This is a genomic window from Providencia sp. M-27 (assembly GCF_011077905.1).
Lineage (GTDB): Bacteria > Pseudomonadota > Gammaproteobacteria > Enterobacterales > Enterobacteriaceae > Providencia > Providencia huaxiensis.
Genome location: NZ_JAALBT010000001.1, coordinates 466,283 through 484,848 on the forward strand (window position 1 = coordinate 466,283; position 18,566 = coordinate 484,848).

General features: G+C 42.3%; 17 protein-coding genes. 6 read left to right on the forward strand and 11 right to left on the reverse strand.

The genetic code is table 11. The annotated features are described in order from the left end of the window. Nucleotides 1-31: 31 nt before the first annotated feature. Nucleotides 32-856: an energy transducer TonB gene (locus G6Q48_RS02145; protein WP_166264296.1), complete on the reverse strand. Its 825-nt coding sequence runs from the start codon at nucleotides 854-856 to the stop codon at nucleotides 32-34. 173 nt (nucleotides 857-1,029) lie between these two features. Continuing rightward, on the reverse strand, nucleotides 1,030-3,165 hold the full coding sequence (locus tag G6Q48_RS02150; RefSeq protein ID WP_242685772.1) for a TonB-dependent receptor: 2,136 nt from the start codon (nucleotides 3,163-3,165) through the stop codon (nucleotides 1,030-1,032). A gap of 471 nt (nucleotides 3,166-3,636) precedes the next feature. Between G6Q48_RS02150 and G6Q48_RS02155 the strand changes: the two genes are divergently transcribed. Beyond that, nucleotides 3,637-5,193 carry a methyl-accepting chemotaxis protein gene (locus G6Q48_RS02155; protein ID WP_166264301.1) on the forward strand — a complete coding sequence of 519 codons (1,557 nt, stop codon included), beginning with the start codon at nucleotides 3,637-3,639 and terminating at the stop codon, nucleotides 5,191-5,193. A 97-nt stretch (nucleotides 5,194-5,290) separates the two neighbouring features. On the opposite strand, the gene fis is transcribed toward G6Q48_RS02155, so the two are convergent. The 9 genes from fis to acuI form a co-directional block, all read right to left on the reverse strand. Further along, nucleotides 5,291-5,587 carry a DNA-binding transcriptional regulator Fis gene (fis, locus tag G6Q48_RS02160; RefSeq protein ID WP_004258438.1) on the reverse strand — a complete coding sequence of 99 codons (297 nt, stop codon included), beginning with the start codon at nucleotides 5,585-5,587 and terminating at the stop codon, nucleotides 5,291-5,293. 7 nt (nucleotides 5,588-5,594) lie between these two features. Further along, nucleotides 5,595-6,578 (reverse strand): tRNA dihydrouridine synthase DusB, encoded by a 984-nt coding sequence (gene dusB, locus G6Q48_RS02165; protein ID WP_102137956.1) that lies wholly within the window; start codon nucleotides 6,576-6,578, stop codon nucleotides 5,595-5,597. A gap of 317 nt (nucleotides 6,579-6,895) precedes the next feature. Next, the gene (gene prmA / locus G6Q48_RS02170) at nucleotides 6,896-7,780 is read right to left on the reverse strand and encodes a 50S ribosomal protein L11 methyltransferase (RefSeq protein ID WP_166264303.1); all 885 of its coding nucleotides are present in this window, start codon (nucleotides 7,778-7,780) and stop codon (nucleotides 6,896-6,898) included. A gap of 62 nt (nucleotides 7,781-7,842) precedes the next feature. Continuing rightward, nucleotides 7,843-9,303 (reverse strand): sodium/pantothenate symporter, encoded by a 1,461-nt coding sequence (panF, locus tag G6Q48_RS02175; protein WP_102137954.1) that lies wholly within the window; start codon nucleotides 9,301-9,303, stop codon nucleotides 7,843-7,845. Next, nucleotides 9,293-9,535, reverse strand: a complete 243-nt coding sequence (locus G6Q48_RS02180; RefSeq protein WP_102137953.1) for a DUF997 family protein — start codon at nucleotides 9,533-9,535, stop codon at nucleotides 9,293-9,295. Before G6Q48_RS02180 ends, panF begins: the two co-directional genes overlap by 11 nt. Nucleotides 9,536-9,711: 176 nt before the next feature. Continuing rightward, a complete protein-coding gene (gene accC / locus G6Q48_RS02185; RefSeq protein WP_166264305.1) occupies nucleotides 9,712-11,058 on the reverse strand; it encodes an acetyl-CoA carboxylase biotin carboxylase subunit in 1,347 nt (448 codons plus the stop codon). Between the two features lie 12 nt (nucleotides 11,059-11,070). Continuing rightward, complete coding sequence (gene accB, locus G6Q48_RS22050) at nucleotides 11,071-11,541, reverse strand: acetyl-CoA carboxylase biotin carboxyl carrier protein (RefSeq protein WP_102137951.1); 471 nt, start codon at nucleotides 11,539-11,541, stop codon at nucleotides 11,071-11,073. An 18-nt stretch (nucleotides 11,542-11,559) separates the two neighbouring features. Further along, nucleotides 11,560-12,024, reverse strand: coding sequence for a type II 3-dehydroquinate dehydratase (gene aroQ / locus G6Q48_RS22055; RefSeq protein WP_102137950.1), 465 nt, complete (start codon nucleotides 12,022-12,024; stop codon nucleotides 11,560-11,562). Between the two features lie 235 nt (nucleotides 12,025-12,259). Beyond that, nucleotides 12,260-13,240 (reverse strand): acrylyl-CoA reductase (NADPH), encoded by a 981-nt coding sequence (acuI, locus tag G6Q48_RS02195; RefSeq protein WP_166264307.1) that lies wholly within the window; start codon nucleotides 13,238-13,240, stop codon nucleotides 12,260-12,262. Between the two features lie 603 nt (nucleotides 13,241-13,843). Between acuI and G6Q48_RS02200 the strand changes: the two genes are divergently transcribed. The 5 genes from G6Q48_RS02200 to rng all read left to right on the forward strand — a co-directional run bounded on the left by G6Q48_RS02200 (nucleotide 13,844) and on the right by rng (nucleotide 18,564). Beyond that, the gene (locus tag G6Q48_RS02200) at nucleotides 13,844-14,887 is read left to right on the forward strand and encodes a rod shape-determining protein (protein ID WP_004908213.1); all 1,044 of its coding nucleotides are present in this window, start codon (nucleotides 13,844-13,846) and stop codon (nucleotides 14,885-14,887) included. 86 nt (nucleotides 14,888-14,973) lie between these two features. After that, complete coding sequence (mreC, locus tag G6Q48_RS02205) at nucleotides 14,974-15,942, forward strand: rod shape-determining protein MreC (RefSeq protein WP_102137948.1); 969 nt, start codon at nucleotides 14,974-14,976, stop codon at nucleotides 15,940-15,942. 44 nt (nucleotides 15,943-15,986) lie between these two features. Next, nucleotides 15,987-16,475 carry a rod shape-determining protein MreD gene (mreD, locus tag G6Q48_RS02210; protein WP_004258382.1) on the forward strand — a complete coding sequence of 163 codons (489 nt, stop codon included), beginning with the start codon at nucleotides 15,987-15,989 and terminating at the stop codon, nucleotides 16,473-16,475. 35 nt (nucleotides 16,476-16,510) lie between these two features. Continuing rightward, on the forward strand, nucleotides 16,511-17,098 hold the full coding sequence (locus tag G6Q48_RS02215) for a Maf family protein (RefSeq protein ID WP_102137947.1): 588 nt from the start codon (nucleotides 16,511-16,513) through the stop codon (nucleotides 17,096-17,098). Then, on the forward strand, nucleotides 17,095-18,564 hold the full coding sequence (gene rng, locus G6Q48_RS02220) for a ribonuclease G (protein WP_102137946.1): 1,470 nt from the start codon (nucleotides 17,095-17,097) through the stop codon (nucleotides 18,562-18,564). Before G6Q48_RS02215 ends, rng begins: the two co-directional genes overlap by 4 nt. Nucleotides 18,565-18,566 lie beyond the last annotated feature (2 nt).

Here is an 18,566-nt window from a genome sequence, read left to right on the forward strand (position 1 = left end):
TTTTCCTATCCAACGATACGATGGTTTGTGGCTAATATTGAAAGATGACGGTTTTTTTAAAATACATTTTAATATTTTGTCCTTGATAAACAATGGGCTTAAAGACCATTTTTTTAATCGCTTTAACCGCTTCTTCTTTAAAACCTAAATCAGGAATTTTATTATTTAGTATTTCAACGGACTCAATTTGACCATCTAATCCAACTAATAGCCGGAGTTGTACTTTAACCACTTTTGTATAACCTAAGGAGCGAGCCTCTTTTGGATACTTAGGGGTTGCATCCTGTAAAATTGTATAGGAAATACCACTCGAACCGAGTGCAGTATAACTTCCATCACCATTAGCCGAAAATTGGCTATTACCAGATAATACATTATTCCCTTTACCACTTTGATTACTCTCTGAAGCGGATGGGTTTGCGGAAGAATGATTTTCAGCAGTTAAATTAGATGGCATTTCTTTAGCCGTTTCTTGTGAGCCTTGTTGCATCTCATGGCTTATCTTATTAGCAATAAGTTGATTTTCTGTGTTATTTCGAGAGTTATTGTTCAGTAATTTACTTTGCTTTTCTTGTTTTTTTCCTTGTACGGACTGACTGATTTCCGGTTTTGTATTTACTTTTGTTTTTTGCGTGAGTAAAGGCGATTCAATCGTGTTATCAACGGGAACATTCACCGGAATCAATGAATTTTTAAGTTGAGCTTTTGAAGGTATTTTACTTTCATTCGGTTGAGACTTGCTAACCTGCTTCTGTTGGGAAGCAGCTTCAGCCTTCGAGGGGGATTCTGATACAACTTCTTGTAATTGCGCTTGTTTCTTACTACTTTGTTCTCCTGTGCCCCCTGAAGAGCCCATTGCTCCCCCTAGAGATAAAGTTATCGTTTCCGTCCCTTCCACTATAGGTACCGCCCTACCTATTTGTAGGGCGATAAACATAATGACAATGATATGGATAACGAGTGACAGCGCTAAAGCAAGTTTATAACGAAAAAACGGGTGTATAGTCACTGAAACGTTTCCTGTTTAAATCAGTAGGTAGCTTTAATACCTGCGAAGAATGAGCGCTCATTTCCAGGAATCAATGAACCATAACCTGCAGTAACATAGTCGTAGTAAGTTTTATTCATTAAGTTAGTGACGCCACCATATAATTCGATATGTTCAATTGGTGTGTAACGAACACTGAGGTCAATGAGCTCACGTGATTTAACAACGCCATCTTCCTCTTTATTGGCATCAGAAAGGAAATTATTGTACGAACCGTAATAGGTGTACTGAATATCTCCCGATAAATCTTCGGTGAAGTCGTATTTTACTTTTAGCTTAACGGAGTGCTCTGGCACTTTAGTTAAACCACTTTTTGTGTAATCAATGGTATTTTTGCCGTTTTCTTCCAAAAACTGACGGCCATGGTTGTTATAATCAGAACGCCCTCTGAGCCATGAATAGGATTCTTGGAAAGTGAAATCACCGAGTGTCTGTTGGAAGTCAACATCAGCTCCCCAGCGACGAGTTTTTAACAAGTTCATTGTCTTCGCATCATTGACGCTAGTGAGATAAATACGATTTAGCTGGTTATTCGTATTGGATGTCCAGAACGTGACATTGACAGTACTAAACGCTAATTTGTCTCTTAAACCGACTTCAAATAAGTCATATTTTTCATCTTCGGCCTTAGTGGGAGTGTAAATTTTCTCACCATTGACGACAGATTGGTCGCTGATTTGCAAGCCATCGGGAAGGGTGTAGCCTCGTTCGTATCGCCCATAAATTCGGCCAGTATCGCGATAAAGGTAAGCAAGAGAAAGTTCAGCTGCGGTATTCCAACGGTCTGAAGTACCAGACCCATTTACTGTGCCACTTTTATCAAATGACCATTCCGACAATTCACGTCTCAACCCTTGAGTAAATACAAATTGATCTGATTTCAGGCTATTAAGGACATAAACTGCCTTTGTTGTTTTATCATAATCAAAATTATGAGGAACCCCATAATATCGGCCTTTACTGTCTTTTTTATAGCTCCCAATATAATGAATAGAAGCCTTTTGTTTTGCATAATCTACGCCAAAAAGTAGATTGCTATCATCGAGATAGCCGATATCTAATTTGATTTTTGTTCCATGGCTTTTTTGATTAACTTTTTGTTCCCAGTTGGCATTATTAGTATAAAAACCATCAGTGTAGAAAACATCTGTAGCAAAATTGAGTTTTTCAGTAAGTGCATTTTGGTAACTTAAATTATAGCTATCGACTTCGCGGTCACCGATCAGATAACCGCTGATTGTTTTTTTAATTAGTTTACCATTCTCATCAATACCGACAGTGACGGTTTTGTCTGGTGGAACGTAGTCTTTACCATACTTTTTGATATTACGTGATGTGAGCGTTTTCACGTATTGAGAACTTTCAGTGAGATGACTTCCTTGTAACATGAGGCTTTGATCTGGGGTAAGATCCCATCTTCCACCTAATGAATAATATTCTGAATTACGGTAGGTATCTTTATAGTAAAGATCACGATTTAGTTTACTGGCAGTACCTAAAATTGAAAACTTATCATTAACCCGAGCGCCCAAATTGGCATTTAAGCGATATCCTTCTGAGTTCCATTCAGATAAAACACTTGTTTTTGGATCAGCCATACTTCTCAGATTTGAAGTGATATTAATGACGCCACCGGCAGTCCCTGAGCCGTAAATAACGCTTCCACCACCGGGAATGATCTCAATACGCTCAAGTTGTTCAACGGGAATAATATCGTAGTTAGTGGTATAAGGGTGATTTGCTAATGTGGTAATTGGAGCCCCATCAAGTAATACTTGTAGGTTACGTTGTGAGGTTTCAGCCCCTTGTCCCCGCAAGTCAATATTACCTTGTCCAGAGGTATCGACACTAATACCAGGAACGGATTTAAGCACATCAGAGATTGTGCGGTTTCCTTTGCCTTGAATATCTTCTTTTGAAATAACAATAATTTGTTTGGTGTCTCGTAAACGTTCTATTTCAACATAGTCAGGTCGTGCATAACTATCTTGTAGCTCAATAGCATCAGTTGTTTCTTGAAGTTGTGGTGATTCAAGTTCTTTATTGGCTGCATGTGTCGTAAAAGAAAGTGTTGATAAAATAATGAAACAAATAAAATTTGGCTTAAATTTAACCATATTGTTTCCAACGGAGGAAATGTTTTTCATTGGAGTAGGCTTGCCTTTTGTAATGATAATGCAAATGATAATCAATCTTATTATATTATTGTTAGTTTCAAGATCAATTAATTTAAACAAATTTATTCTGTAGCTAATTATTTGATTTAAGTAAAAATAAGCTGTTGACTTATCGGAGTGTCTAATTGAGTGGGTAGCAATTTTTGCACTAGGTTAGGTGTGATAATAGCGATAAGGATGGTTCATTTACCCAGGTTGGATGTTTGCATTTAGCGATCTACTTCAAATTCCTCATATTAATCTCAAATTTTTATTATTCTTTGATTTCCAAAATCAAATAGTAACCCTTTGAAATATAAGTGCTTTTACTTATTTTGGGTAAAAATCAACCAAATACAGTGGTTAAAATATTTCTCTATAGTGCCGATAAAGTTAAATATCCTTATTTTATCCCAGCGAAAGAGAAATTCTATGCAGAAACTTCGAAATTACTCAATCCGCACTGTGGTCTTCGTATTATTAAGTATTTTGTGCCTGATCTTGGGGGGAACGAATGTATACAGTGGTTGGTCACTATCACGTATCGCAGATGGAAATGACATCGATAGACAATTAGTGCAGCAAATGACGGTAATTAGTCAGGGAAATGACCAATATTTTCGTTTTGTCACTCGGTTAACCCGAGTAATGGAAAGTAAAAGTGAAGGGAAAACGGTGGATTATGGCCCAGTCAAAGAAGCGATGTCCAATATGGAAAAATATTTAGAGCAGATGAAATTGATTTCCCCTGGGCCAATGACGCCTGAAATAGCAGAACAGGTAATTAATAACTGGCAAGCACTACTTGATGATGGGGTAAAACCTCAATTAACCCTTAGTATGGAAAGTGATACCAATAAATATTTATCTCACGCCCACAATGTCACTCCTGCATTGAGCCGAACGTTTGGTGCATCAATTCAAAAATTCAACCAAACTGCAGAAGAGTTGATTAGCCAAGCTCGAAATCATGTTGATAACGTGATGGATATTACGCGAATGGTTATGATTATCACGGCAATATTAGGGATCTTCATGCTCATTTTTACGGATCGCTATATGGCAGAGATGATGCAAAAACCATTAGGCTTATTAAGGCAGCATTTTATCGATATCGCCAAAGGCGATTTAAGCCATCCTATACAGCCATTCGGAAATAGTTGTGTAGGAAAATTGTTTCCAATACTTGAAGGGATGAGAAAAGACTTAAGTGAATCGGTCAATTCAATCCGGCAAGGAAGTGAAAATATTTATCTGGGAGCAAGTGAGATTTCAAATGGTAATAGCGACCTTTCATCACGAACAGAAGAGCAGGCCGCTGCTTTGGAAGAGACAGCTGCGAGTATGGAGGAAATTACCGCAGCAGTTCAACTGAATATGGAAAACACACATCAAGCTAATCAACTTGTAGGCGAAGCGTTTGTGGCCGCTAATAAAGGGAATAGCATTGTTGATTCGGTTGTCGTGACCATGACTGAAATCTCTCAAAGCTCACAGAAAATCGCTGATATTATCAACATGATTAACGATATTAGTTTCCAAACTAATATTTTGGCGCTCAATGCTTCCATCGAAGCCGCTCGTGCTGGTGTGCATGGACGCGGCTTTATGGTAGTCGCTGCAGAAGTACGCAAGTTAGCGAGCCACAGTGCGGAAGCTGCGATGGAAATTGAACGGCTTATCGCAGATTCAGGAACTTGCGTACAAAAAGGAACGGGGTTGGTGAATGAGATGGGGAAAACGATGGAGCATATTTTACAGGGAGTCAATGAAGTGACTGCAATTATGGCGCAAATCACGGTGGCTTCAGAAGAGCAGAGCAAAGGGATAGCCCAAGTTGGGGTCGCTATTACACAGATGGACGGTGTTACGCAGCAAAATGCGGCTTTAGTTGAGCAAGTGGCTACAGCGGCCAGTTCATTAGCGGAGCAAACGCAAGAATTACAACAAGCTGTTCAGCAGTTCAGTTTATCCACCCAAATGGCCTAGCACATTATTTTGGCAACCAGCCATTATTTTTGCAAATAAAAAGCCCTCACTGCGTTACAGTGAGGGCTCACAAAAACACTGCATTAACCGACTAGGATTAGTTCATGCCGTATTTTTTCAGTTTCTTACGCAGAGTTCCGCGGTTGATACCCATCATCAGGGCTGCACGGGTCTGGTTTCCACGGGTATATTGCATAACCATGTCCAACAAAGGCTGTTCTACTTCAGCCAATACCAGCTCATATAAATCATTAACATCTTGATTATTTAATTGAGCAAAATAGTTCTTCAGTGCTTGCTTAACTGAGTCACGTAACGGTTTTTGAGTTACTTGATCTTGTGAATTTACAGTAGCAACGGTTAGTACGTCAGAATTTACGCGTTGTTCGAACATAGTTCTGTCAGCTCTTATCTTTATTTACGCAAAAATTTTCAAAAAATGCCTCCAACACCTCCAGCTGTTCGCTGGCATCCTCAATGGTGTTGAATGAGCGCCGAAACTGGTCATCAGGTGCATGTTCTTTTAAATACCAAGAAACATGTTTGCGCGCTATACGGGCTCCTTTGCCTTGACCGTAAAAGTCGTGCAATTCCTGTACATGCGCTAGCATAATACGCCTTACCTCTGCCACTGGCATTGGTGGCAATATTTCACCTGTGTCCAGATAATGCTGGATTTCCCGGAAGATCCAAGGTCTTCCCTGAGCCGCTCTGCCTACCATCAAGGCATCCGCCCCTGTGTAGTCTAAAACAGCCCTGGCTTTTAGCGGGTCAGTAATGTCGCCATTGGCAATAACCGGAATGGTAACAGTCTGCTTAACTGCCCGAATGTTGTCGTATTCAGCTTCCCCATTAAACAGACAGGCTCTAGTTCTGCCATGAATAGTGAGAGCTTGAATGCCGCAATCTTCGGCCAATTTGGCAATCTCTATGCAGTTTCGCTCTTCAGGTGACCAGCCTGTGCGGATCTTAAGGGTAACTGGCACATCCACTGCTTTGACGACACCTTCAAGAATCGATTTCACGATTTCTGGGTAGCGTAGCAGTGCAGAGCCTGCAAGCTTACGATTCACTTTTTTAGCTGGACAGCCCATGTTGATATCAATGATTTGAGCGCCACTCTCAACGTTAATTTGAGCCGCGGCAGCCATTTCATCGGGATCATTGCCAGCTATTTGCACGGAACGAACCCCAAGTTCATCGCGATGAACCATTCTAAGTCTAGATTTGTCGGTCTTCCAAACTTGAGGATTAGAAGAAAGCATCTCTGATACTGTCATCCCAGCACCCATGTCATAACAGAGCGACCTAAACGGCTTATCTGTAATGCCTGCCATGGGGGCAGCAATAAGACAGTTTCTCAACTGATATTGTCCGATTCGCATAACTAAATGGGGGCCATACTGTGACTGCAAGGGCGCGTATATTACGCATTTTTTACGAGATATGAAAGGACAAACTTTGAGCAAACGGTTATTTATCACTAATTTTTTTATCTTGCATTTTTGCAAAAATAAAATTAGTTATATTTAACAAATAGTTAAGTTCATCCTATAACGATTTATTAAAATAACGGTTGTGCTGTTCAAATCTCGTGCAGAACAGATTATCGCCAGCTATTGAGCAATATTTGAGCTATAAGATAATCTATTCTGGCGTTGTTTTCAAAGAAATTATTCTCTAATTTTAATAAAAAAACTCACTAAAAATGCTTGACACCCGTAATCCGGCACCATTCTTCTTTTTCAGCAACAGGGTCGATTTCAAAAGTGGAACGATAAGCATCAGCCACTCCTTCTGCTTGAGTGGCGAGCACGCCAGAAAGTCCTAAGAACCCACCCGGACGAGGTAGAACGCTAATCATAGGGGCGAGTTCACGCAATGGGCCAGCAAGGATGTTAGCAACCACGACATCAGCTTGTAAGTCATCAGGCTGGTCTTTTGGTAGGTATAGAGATAAACGCTCTGAAACACCGTTACGCTGCGCATTATCGCGGCTTGCAGTGATAGCCTGAGGGTCGATGTCGATCCCAATCGCGTGAGCAGCACCTAATTTTAAGGCGGCAATCGCTAAAATACCGGATCCACAACCAAAGTCGATCACGGTTTTACCTTCGAGATCAAGACTGTCTAGCCATTGAAGACACAATGAGGTCGTTGGATGCGTACCAGTACCAAAAGCAAGGCCAGGATCTAACATTACATTGACTGCGGTCGGGTCGGGCACATCGCGCCAACTTGGGCAGATCCACAAACGTTCCCCAAAGCGCATTGGATGAAAATTATCCATCCATTCTCTTTCCCAATCTTTGTCTTCTAATTGTTCGATTTTATGGATAAAACCTGCATTCAATAGAGGACTATTTTCTAGTTGAGCAACGACAATTTTCATGTCGGTTTCTGCGTCATATAGGCCAATGACATCGGTATCACCCCAAAGGCGGGTTTCCCCCGGAAGCGGCTCAAAAACGGGCGTGTCGTGGCTGTCTTGAAAAGTGACGGATACCGCCCCTGTTTCTATCAGTTCATCGCCAAGCGCTTCTGCCTGTTGAGCGGTGGAGTTAATTTTAATTTGGATCCAAGGCATTATTTTTTCTCTATTTATTCGTTTATATCAGGTTGAGCAAAATCACTTGCCTATAATAGGCGTTAGTGCGTGCTAGTTACCTGCTCAATTGGCGTCGATTGTACGGGATTTTTACCGAAAAGGTTACCCACTAAGAAAGCCACAAGGCTAAAAACCAGTGAGGGAACGATGGCATGGAAACCCATGATCTCAATTTTAAAGCTAGCCAGTATGGCATAACTGACGCCTCCGACGACCATCCCACTGATAGCGCCTGTTCCATTGGCTTTTTCCCAATATAGCCCGAGGACTAATGGCCACAAGAAAACAGCTTCTAAACCACCAAAAGCCAGTAAATTCAGCCAGATAATCATCTGAGGCGGGTTCCATGCTGCAACTAAAAGCAATGCACCTAAGACCAAAGTGGAAAGGCTAGAGATGCGCGCAAGACGCTTTTCATTTTTGATTTGTGTTGGCACGGTATTTAGATAGATATCTTTTACGATGGTTGCCGAAGATTGCAGTAGTTGTGCGTTGATCGTCGACATGATCGCAGCCATTGGTGCCGCTAGGAAAATCCCTGCTGCGAAAGGTGGCAGCACTTGCACCATCAAAGTTGGGATCACTTGGTCTGGGATCGTCAGGTCAGGTAAAATTGCGCGACCGAGTGCCCCCGCAAAGTGCATGCCAAACATCAGCATGGCCATGACGATCGTTCCTAAGATAATTCCACGGTGAACCGCTTTACTGTCTTTATATGAAATACAACGTACTGCGGTGTGAGGTAAACCAATCACCCCAAAACAGACTAAAACCCAAAACGAAGCTAAAAATGGCCCGCTTAAAATGTCATCTGCACCTTCAGGCGATACCAATTTAGGGTCTATGCTATGCATTTTTTCTATCGCGGCAGGTAAACCACCTGCATGGTAAATAATCGCGACTAACAGGATCACCGTACCTAAAAGCATTACAAGCCCTTGTAGCGCATCATTTAGGACACTGGCCCTAAACCCGCCAATTGCGGTGTAGAGTGCGATGGATACCCCAAAAATCATTAACCCATAAGTATATGGAATACCTGCTGCGGTTTCTAATAGGCGCGCCCCACCAATAAATTGCACCGTCATGGCGCCAAAAAAGGCAATGAGCAGGCTGACACTGGCAAACCATACTAAAAACCGGCTTTGATAGCGTGCATACAGCATATCGTTAAGCGTAACGGCATTATAGCGACGCGCCAAAATAGCAAATTTTTTACCTAGCACGCCGAGGGAAAGCCAAATAGCAGGCAGTTGGATCATCGCCAATAGCACCCAACCTAGGCCATATTTATAGGCAGCACCTGGCCCACCAATAAATGAACTCGCACTGATATAAGTCGCTGTGATGGTCATCGCAAGGACAAAGCCGCCCATTGAACGATTACCTAAAAAGTATTCATTTAAGAACTCGCCTTTTGTTCGTTTTTTATATGCATAAATGGATAGCAAAAAAACGAGAGCTAGGTAGCCGACGAGAGGCAGGAGAACTTCAATCTGCATCATTCTCCTCCAGAGAAATGTCTTTAAAAATCAGTTTAACCATCATTATGCAGAGCAAAATAAAAATGATGGGTAAGATGAGACAAGACCATTCAAACCACAGTGGTAGTCCTGTAACTCCAAGCGTGTTGTCCGGTAGGTAGGCACTAATAACCCAGCCAATTAGATAGGCGATAGTCAAATAAAATGACCAGCGTGCTTCTTTATTTGATTGAAGAAAACGTTTATCCACCCGTTCTTCCCCTTCATTCCCATAAAAAAATAATCAGCAATTGTACGATAATCCGTAGGCTGAGTGTGAAAAATACCAGAAGAAAAGTGCAATAAAGCGTATTTAACACAAAAAAATACCGCAACGCAGCGCGTTACGGTATCGATTGACGATGAGCCAAACAGGTTATCGCTGACTTATTCAGCAATCCCCAGTTTTTTCTCTAAATAGTGGATATTAGTGCCACCTTTTTGGAAGTTTTCATCGCTCATAATCATTTGGTTCAATTCAATATTGGTTTTAATACCATCGACGATTAATTCGTTTAATGCATTTTTCATACGAGAAATAGCGATTTCACGAGTTTCACCATAAGTAATTAATTTACCAATCATTGAGTCATAATACGGAGGTACAGTGTAGCCTGCGTAAATATGAGATTCCCAACGTACACCAAAACCACCTGGTGAGTGGAAACGGGTGATTTTACCTGGACTTGGGATGAAGGTATTCGGGTCTTCTGCGTTGATACGACACTCAACAGCATGACCATGTACCACGATATCTTCTTGCTTCACAGATAATGGTAACCCAGAGGCAACACGCAGTTGCTCTTTAATCAAGTCTACACCCGTGATCATTTCAGTGACTGGGTGTTCAACTTGAATACGGGTATTCATTTCAATGAAGTAGAACTCACCGTTTTCGAATAAAAATTCGAAGGTACCTGCGCCGCGATAACCGATTTCAATACATGCATTAGCACAGCGTTCACCGATATTACGGCGAATTTCCGGCGTAATGCCTGGAGCTGGTGCTTCTTCAACCACTTTTTGGTGGCGACGTTGCATTGAACAGTCACGCTCAGCTAAGTAAACCGCATGGCCTTGGCCATCAGCCATGACTTGAATTTCAATATGACGTGGGTTTTCAAGGAATTTTTCCATGTAAACCATATCATTATTAAAAGCGGATTTCGCTTCAGCACGCGTCAAGTTGATAGAAGATTCTAAATCTTTCTCATTGCGTACCACACGCATACCACGACCACCACCACCACCAGATGCTTTGATGATGACAGGGAAGCCGATACGTTTCGCGATGGCTTTATTTTTTTCAGTGTCGTTCCCTAATGGGCCATCAGAACCCGGAACGCAAGGTACGCCAGCTTTTTTCATCGCGTTAATCGCAGAAACTTTATCACCCATTAGGCGGATGGTTTCAGCTTTTGGACCGATAAAAACAAAACCAGAGTTTTCAACTTGTTCTGCGAAATCTGCGTTTTCAGCCAAGAAACCATATCCTGGGTGAATCGCTTGAGCACCTGAAATCTCCGCTGCGGAAATAATCGCAGGGATATTTAAGTAACTTTTTGCTGATGCTGCTGGGCCGATACAAATTGTTTCATCAGCCAGTAACACGTGTTTTAGATCGCTATCTGCCGTAGAGTGAACCGCTACTGTTTTGATGCCGAGTTCTTTACAGGCACGCAAAATACGTAATGCGATTTCGCCACGGTTAGCGATAACAATTTTTTCCAGCATGGAAACGCCTCGTTATTCGATGACAACTAATGGCTCGTCAAATTCTACTGCATCACCGTTTTGCAACAGAATGGCTTTAACAACGCCTGCTTTATCTGCTTCGATTTGGTTCATCATTTTCATCGCTTCAACGATGCAAAGTGGGTCACCAACGCTGACCGTTTGGCCAACTTCAACGAATGATTTCGCTTCTGGGCTTGGCGCGCGGTAGAAAGTACCGACCATTGGTGAGCGAACCTGGTGACCTGCAACTGCTGCAGGTGCAGCTGGCGCTACCATCGCTTCAGATGGTGCAACCGCATTAGCCAGAGCAGGTTGCTGTGCAACCGGTGCTGAGTAATATTGTTGAGGTGCAGCCATAACCTGAGAAGCAGGTGAAACGCGGCTGATACGTACTGACTCTTCACCTTCAGAAATTTCCAGTTCAGAAATGCCAGACTCTTCGACCAGCTCGATCAGCTTTTTAATTTTACGAATATCCATGGATATGATTCCGTACTCTTATATTTGGATTGAATTAATTAGGCGCAGACGGTTAACCGCTGCCTGTAAAGCAAAACTATAACCATCAGCACCTAGACCACAAATTACACCGATTGCTTTATCGGAGAAATAAGAATGTTGGCGAAATGATTCCCTAGCGTGCACATTAGACAGGTGGATCTCGATAAACGGGATACTCACCGCGAGTAATGCATCACGTAGTGCAACACTGGTATGTGTGAATGCAGCCGGATTGATGAGAATAAAATCAACATCATGACGTGCAGCATGAATTTTATCGATGAGTTCAAATTCTGCGTTTGACTGAAAATGACTCAGTTTTACCCCTAGTTGACTAGCCTCTGCCCCAAGGTTGGATACGATATCGGCAAGAGTTTGGTTGCCGTATTTATCGGGTTCCCGTGTACCTAGCAGGTTTAGGTTTGGCCCATTCAAGAGTAAAATGTGAATATCTTCTGCCATTATGCTGCTAACTCCGACGATATTATCAATAGCCCGACAACATAACGCGATGCTAAGCGTTTGTCATCTTTTATCATAAAAATAAATGGATTTTCTACTGACAAGGTTCGTCATTATAATTATTTCGTGACATATAGCAGCAAAATACTGGTCTTATCAGAGAAAATACCCGAATTTATTTTAGAAAATGTGCGGTAATCCCTATTTAGGCGAAAGTACCGCGACAAGTTGGTGATTAACCTCGCAGGTTAACTAGCGTACGCCCAGTCACTTCATTTTTTAAGAGTTTTTTTGCATATTCGACAGAATCTTCTAACGTGATCTCATTGCTGACTTGCTCATAGAAAGAAGATGGGAGAAGTTCCGTGAGCCGTTGCCATACTTTAGGACGATTTGCAGCAGGGTAGTAAACGGAATCGACACCTTGTAACCGAACATTACGTAAAATAAATGGCATGACACTGGTGGGTAAATCGAAGCCACCGGCTAAGCCACAGGCAGCAACCGCACCATTATAATGTATTTGTGCAAGAAGATTGGCGAGTAACTCACCGCCTACAGTATCAATTGCACCGGCCCACAGCTGTTTGTCTAATGGTTTAGCGGGATGAGTGAAATCACTACGAGGTAATACCCTCTTGGCACCTAAACTTTTTAGGTAATTACTGTTTTCTGCTCGACCTGATATCGCGACAACGTCATAACCTAATAACGCAAGTATTTGCACAGCGGTGCTGCCAACACCACCACTTGCTCCACTAACAATGATTTCACCTTTATCTGGTGTCACACCTGCGTCTTCTAAGGCGTTTATGCAGAGCATAGCGGTAAAGCCGGCAGTGCCAATTATCATTGCTTGCTTTAAAGATAAATTTTCTGGAAGGGGTGTTAAGTATTTGGCCGGGACTCTGGCTTGAGAGGCTAAGCCTCCCCAATGCGTTTCACCAACTCCCCATCCAGTGAGTAGCACATGTTGACCAACTTGGAAGCGCGGGTCTTCACTGTGATGGATCACGCCTGAAAAGTCGATACCGGGTACCATTGGATATTGGCGAACAACACCTGCTTTTCCACAAATGGCTAATCCATCTTTATAATTGAGTGTGGACCAATGAATATCGACTACAATATCTCCGGCTGGAAGCATTTCTGTAGTTAATGGTTGAATGCCAGAGACGATTTTTTCGTCAGTTTGTTGTAGGACGAGAGCTTTCATCTTTCACTCCTATATAATGATTAAATATGTATTTTGAAAATTACTAAAATTTGAGTGCATTTCATTGACGTAGTAACAGTATTTAAGCTATTAATATTGTAATTAATTTGTAAAAATTTATTTTTTTCTGGCATAAATAGGCTTTTATCATGCAAAATATCGCATCCTGACGGATTCATTTTGTATATTGACATAAATTTGCCGCGTTTCTGGTAGATAATAGAGCGAACACTCAGCGAATTCACCCAATTTGTATTGGAAATAGCCAGTGTGTAGCAATAATAAAAAGAACTAAATAATATTTGAACTTGTTGCCCCAATAGCTTGTCACACTGGGAAGAAAAAGATGGAGTATATAACAACCAAAGAGTAGAAATTTTTTTGTATAATTTTATCCTGTCGGTAAAAATGCAATTAATCTCTGTTTTTGGGGTTTTTATCTGCTTCGTTTATATAAGAAGCATGTACAGTACGGTACGTGAAAAATAGATGAATTAACCATATTTGTAGAAGCAGCTCATTAACGCCTTGAGACCGCTTCAAGTGGTTGGTAGAGTAGACGGGTTTAAATTCGTCCCCAGCTTGCAGGATAACTCTTTCGTTATGTTTAAAAAATTTCGTGGCATGTTTTCTAATGACCTGTCTATTGACTTGGGTACGGCCAATACCCTTATTTATGTCAAAGGACAAGGCGTAAAATTAAATGAACCCTCTGTAGTTGCTATTCGTCAAGACCGCTCTGGATCGCCAAAAAGCGTTGCTGCTGTCGGTGGTGAAGCGAAGCAGATGCTGGGACGTACACCAGGTAATATTTCGGCAATCAGGCCAATGAAAGACGGTGTTATCGCTGACTTTTTCCTGACAGAGAAAATGTTACAACACTTCATCAAACAAGTTCATAGCAACAGTTTTTTACGCCCAAGCCCGCGAGTGCTTGTTTGTGTTCCCGTTGGTGCAACACAAGTTGAGCGTAAAGCCATTCGTGAATCAGCATTAAGTGCAGGTGCGCGTGAAGTCTTCTTAATCGAAGAACCGATGGCTGCGGCGATTGGTGCTGGGTTGCCTGTATCAGAAGCGACGGGTTCAATGGTTGTTGATATCGGTGGCGGTACAACAGAAGTCGCTGTTATTTCTCTAAATGGCGTTGTTTACTCTTCATCTGTACGTATTGGTGGTGACCGTTTCGATGAGTCCATCATTAACTATGTACGCCGTAATTATGGCTCACTAATCGGTGAAGCGACAGCCGAGCGCATCAAACATGGGATTGGCTCTGCATTCCCGACAGATGAGGTCTACGAGATTGAAGTTCGCGGTCGTAACCTTGCAGAAGGTGTGCCTCGCGGATTTAAGATGAATTCAAATGAAATTTTAGAAGCACTGCAAGAACCGCTTACAGGAATTGTCAGTGCAGTCATGTTAGCACTTGAACAGTGTCCTCCTGAATTGGCCTCAGATATCTCAGAACGCGGTATGGTCTTAACCGGTGGTGGCGCGCTTCTTCGTAATTTAGATCGCCTATTGATGGAAGAAACGGGTATCCCTGTTATCGTTGCTGAAGATCCTCTAACTTGTGTCGCTCGTGGTGGCGGTAAAGCGTTAGAAATGATCGATATGCACGGTGGTGACCTGTTTAGCGAAGACTAAATGGCCTTTTAGAAACAGTTGGAGACGGTTCTCCAACTGTTTTGACTATTTTTTGTTCCTCTGACATTAGCGAAACTTAGCCACACATGAAGCCAATTTTTAGGCGAGGTCCATCCCTACAGTTACGCATTTTTTTTGCGGTAATCATTGCACTTGTACTGGTGGTGATTGACCATCGTTTCGAGCCTTTCAATAAAGTCCGTAACTACTTAGACACGGCGGTTAGCCCATTCTATTTTTTAGCGAATGGCCCACGCCAATTCCTAGATAATATCTCTGAAAGTTTCTCTTCAAGGGACCAACTGCAATTTGAAAACAAAGCGTTACGCCAAGAGTTATTACTGAAAAAAGCGGATAACTTGCTTTTAGAGCAACTTAAGCAGGAGAATGCGCGCTTAAGGGAGTTGCTTGGCTCGCCACTTCGTCAAGATGAACACATGATGGTAACGCAAGTGATTTCAGGGGCAAATACACCCTATCGTGACCAAGTGGTTATAGACAAGGGCAGTAACGAAGGGGTGTATGAAGGGCAGCCCGTTATTAGTGATAAAGGCGTTGTTGGCCAAGTGGTTGGGGTGAGTAACTTTAATAGTCGTGTCTTGTTAATTTGTGATACTGCCCATGCCTTACCTGTACAAGTATTACGTAATGATGTACGTGTTATTGCGGCGGGTTCTGGATGTGCCGATGATCTACAATTAGAACCGTTACCTGAAAATACCGATATTCGTGTTGGTGATGTCCTTGTCACATCGGGGTTAGGGGGGCGTTTCCCTGAAGGGTATCCAGTTGGGGTGGTATCAGCCGTAAAACATGACACACAACGAGCTTATACGATCATAAGCGCGAAGCCGAGCGCTGAATTACAACGTTTACGTTACCTGCTGTTATTATGGGGAAATGATAACGATCCTAAAACGCCACTACAGCCTTCGGAAGTTTATCGTGCAGCAAATGAACGCTTAATGAAAGTGTTGCCGCAAGTATTACCTAACCCGAATGAAATTCAGGGGCCTCCATTGCCACCATCAATGGCTCCGACGTCACAACCATAAGTAGAGGAAACACAGTATGGTTATGGGCAAGAGAGTAAATTAGCATGGATGAGTATCGTGGAAATGGCCGTGCCATTATTTGGTTATCATTTTTTATTGCATTGATTTTACAAGTCATGCCTTGGCCGGAGCAACTCAGTTTTTACCGACCATCATGGCTTCTGTTGATTCTCACTTATTGGGTGATGGCGTTACCACACCGAGTGAGTGTTGGCACAAGCTTTATCTTAGGGATTATCGTTGATTCCATTCAGGGCTCCGCACTAGGAGTGCATGCTCTCTCTTTTAGTATTATTTGTTATCTCGTCTCTTATAAGCACCAGCTGTTGCGCAATATGGCGTTGTGGCAGCAAGCGTTGGTGATTATGTTGCTTACTATCATTCAAGATCTTGCTGTTTTTTGGGCTGAATTTCTATCATCACAAGTATTATTCCATCCGCAAGTATTTTGGAATAGCTTAGTGAATGGTATTCTATGGCCATGGCTATTTTTGCTTTTACGTAAAATTCGCCGGCAATTTTCAGTATGTTAGAGTGCTAGTTGTCGGTCTGACTGGAAATTCAGTTTATGTGTTTAATTTATCTTGCGTCCGGTTCACCCCGTCGACGTGAACTTGTTCAGCAACTTAATTATACCTTTGAAATTTTGCGTCCAGAGGTAGAAGAACAGTGGCAAGAGGGGGAGACGCCTCAAGACTATGTTCAGCGTCTTGCACGAGATAAATCTTTAGCTGGTGTTGCGATAGCACCCGATAATCAGCCTGTTTTGGGCGCTGATACTATCGTTGTTCTCGCAGGTAAAATTTTAGAAAAACCGCAAGATAGCCAGCACGCAGAAGCGATGCTAAGTGCATTATCGGGAAGAACCCATCAAGTCATGACGGCGATTGCCTTATCCAGTCGTCAACAGACGATGCAGTCACTAATTGTGACAGATGTGACATTCCGCGAGTTATCTTTGCTCGAAATACAGGATTATATACAGTCAGGTGAGCCAATGGATAAGGCAGGCGCTTATGGAATACAAGGAATTGGTGGGCGTTTTATACGTAAAATTAATGGCAGCTATCATGGGGTTGTTGGTTTACCACTGGTTGAAACAGACGAGCTAATTCAGCGATTTTTAGCGTTAAGTGATGGTAAGGGGAAGTCATGACAGCGGAACTATTAGTGAACATTACACCATCTGAAACGCGCGTTGCTTATATTGATGGTGGGATATTACAAGAAATTCATGTTGAACGAGAAGCGAAAAGAGGGCTAGTAGGGAATATTTACAAAGGCCGTGTGAGCCGCGTCTTACCAGGAATGCAGGCGGCCTTTGTTGATATTGGTCTAGATAAAGCGGCTTTTTTGCACGCGTCTGATATTATGCCTCACACGGAATGTATTGCGGGTGATGAGCAGAAAAACTTTCATGTCAGGGATATTGCAGAGCTGGTTAAGCAAGGACAAGATTTAATCGTCCAAGTCGTTAAGGACCCTCTTGGTACTAAAGGCGCTCGCCTTACTACGGACATTACTCTTCCTTCTCGCTATTTGGTCTTTATGCCAGGGGCTTCCCATGTTGGCGTTTCACAACGTATTGAAAGTGAAGATGAAAGAGAACGCTTAAAAGCCTGTGTTTCACAGTATTGTGATGAAAATGGCGGTTTTATCATCCGTACGGCAGCAGAAGGGGTCGGGGAAGAGGAAGTTAAACAGGATGCTGCATTCTTAAAGCGCCTGTGGGCGAAAGTGATTGAGCGAAAAAAACGTAATGTGACTCGCACAAAAATTTATGGTGAATTAGCGCTTGCCTTCCGTATTATCCGTGATTTTGCAGGCGCTCATCTTGACCGCATTCGTGTTGATTCTCGTTTGACCTATACTCAATTACAAGAGTTTATCGAAGAGTATGTGCCAGAAATGACAGCTAAGCTCGAACTCTATCAGGGAAATCAGCCGATATTTGACTTGTTTGACGTTGAAAACGAAATTCAGCGAGCAATGGATCGAAAAGTGGAATTGAAATCAGGTGGTTACTTGATTATCGATCAAACTGAAGCCATGACGACTATTGATATCAATACAGGGGCATTTGTTGGGCATCGTAACCTTGAAGAAACCATCTTCAACACTAATATCGAAGCCACTCAAGCGATAGCAAGGCAGCTGCGTTTACGCAACTTAGGCGGTATTATTATTATTGATTTTATTGACATGGCTGACCCAGAACATCGTCGCCGTGTGCTAGCATCATTAGAGCAGGCATTGAGTAAAGATAAAGTCAAAACAACCATTAATGGTTTTTCGCAGCTAGGCTTAGTCGAAATGACGCGCAAGCGCACAAGAGAAAGCTTAGAACATGTGTTATGCGATGACTGCCCAACTTGCCAAGGACGTGGAACCGTTAAATCAGTCGAAACAGTATGTTATGAAATTTTACGTGAAATAGTTCGCGTGCACCGCACGATAGATGCCGATAGGTTCTTGGTTTATGCCTCTCAAGCGGTGGTAGATGTCCTTAAAGGGGATGAGTCACACGCTCTTGCAGAAGTTGAAATCTTTGTTGGGAAGCAAGTTAAAGTTCAGACTGAGCCTCTTTACAGTCAGGAACGTTTTGATGTCGTGATGATGTAATA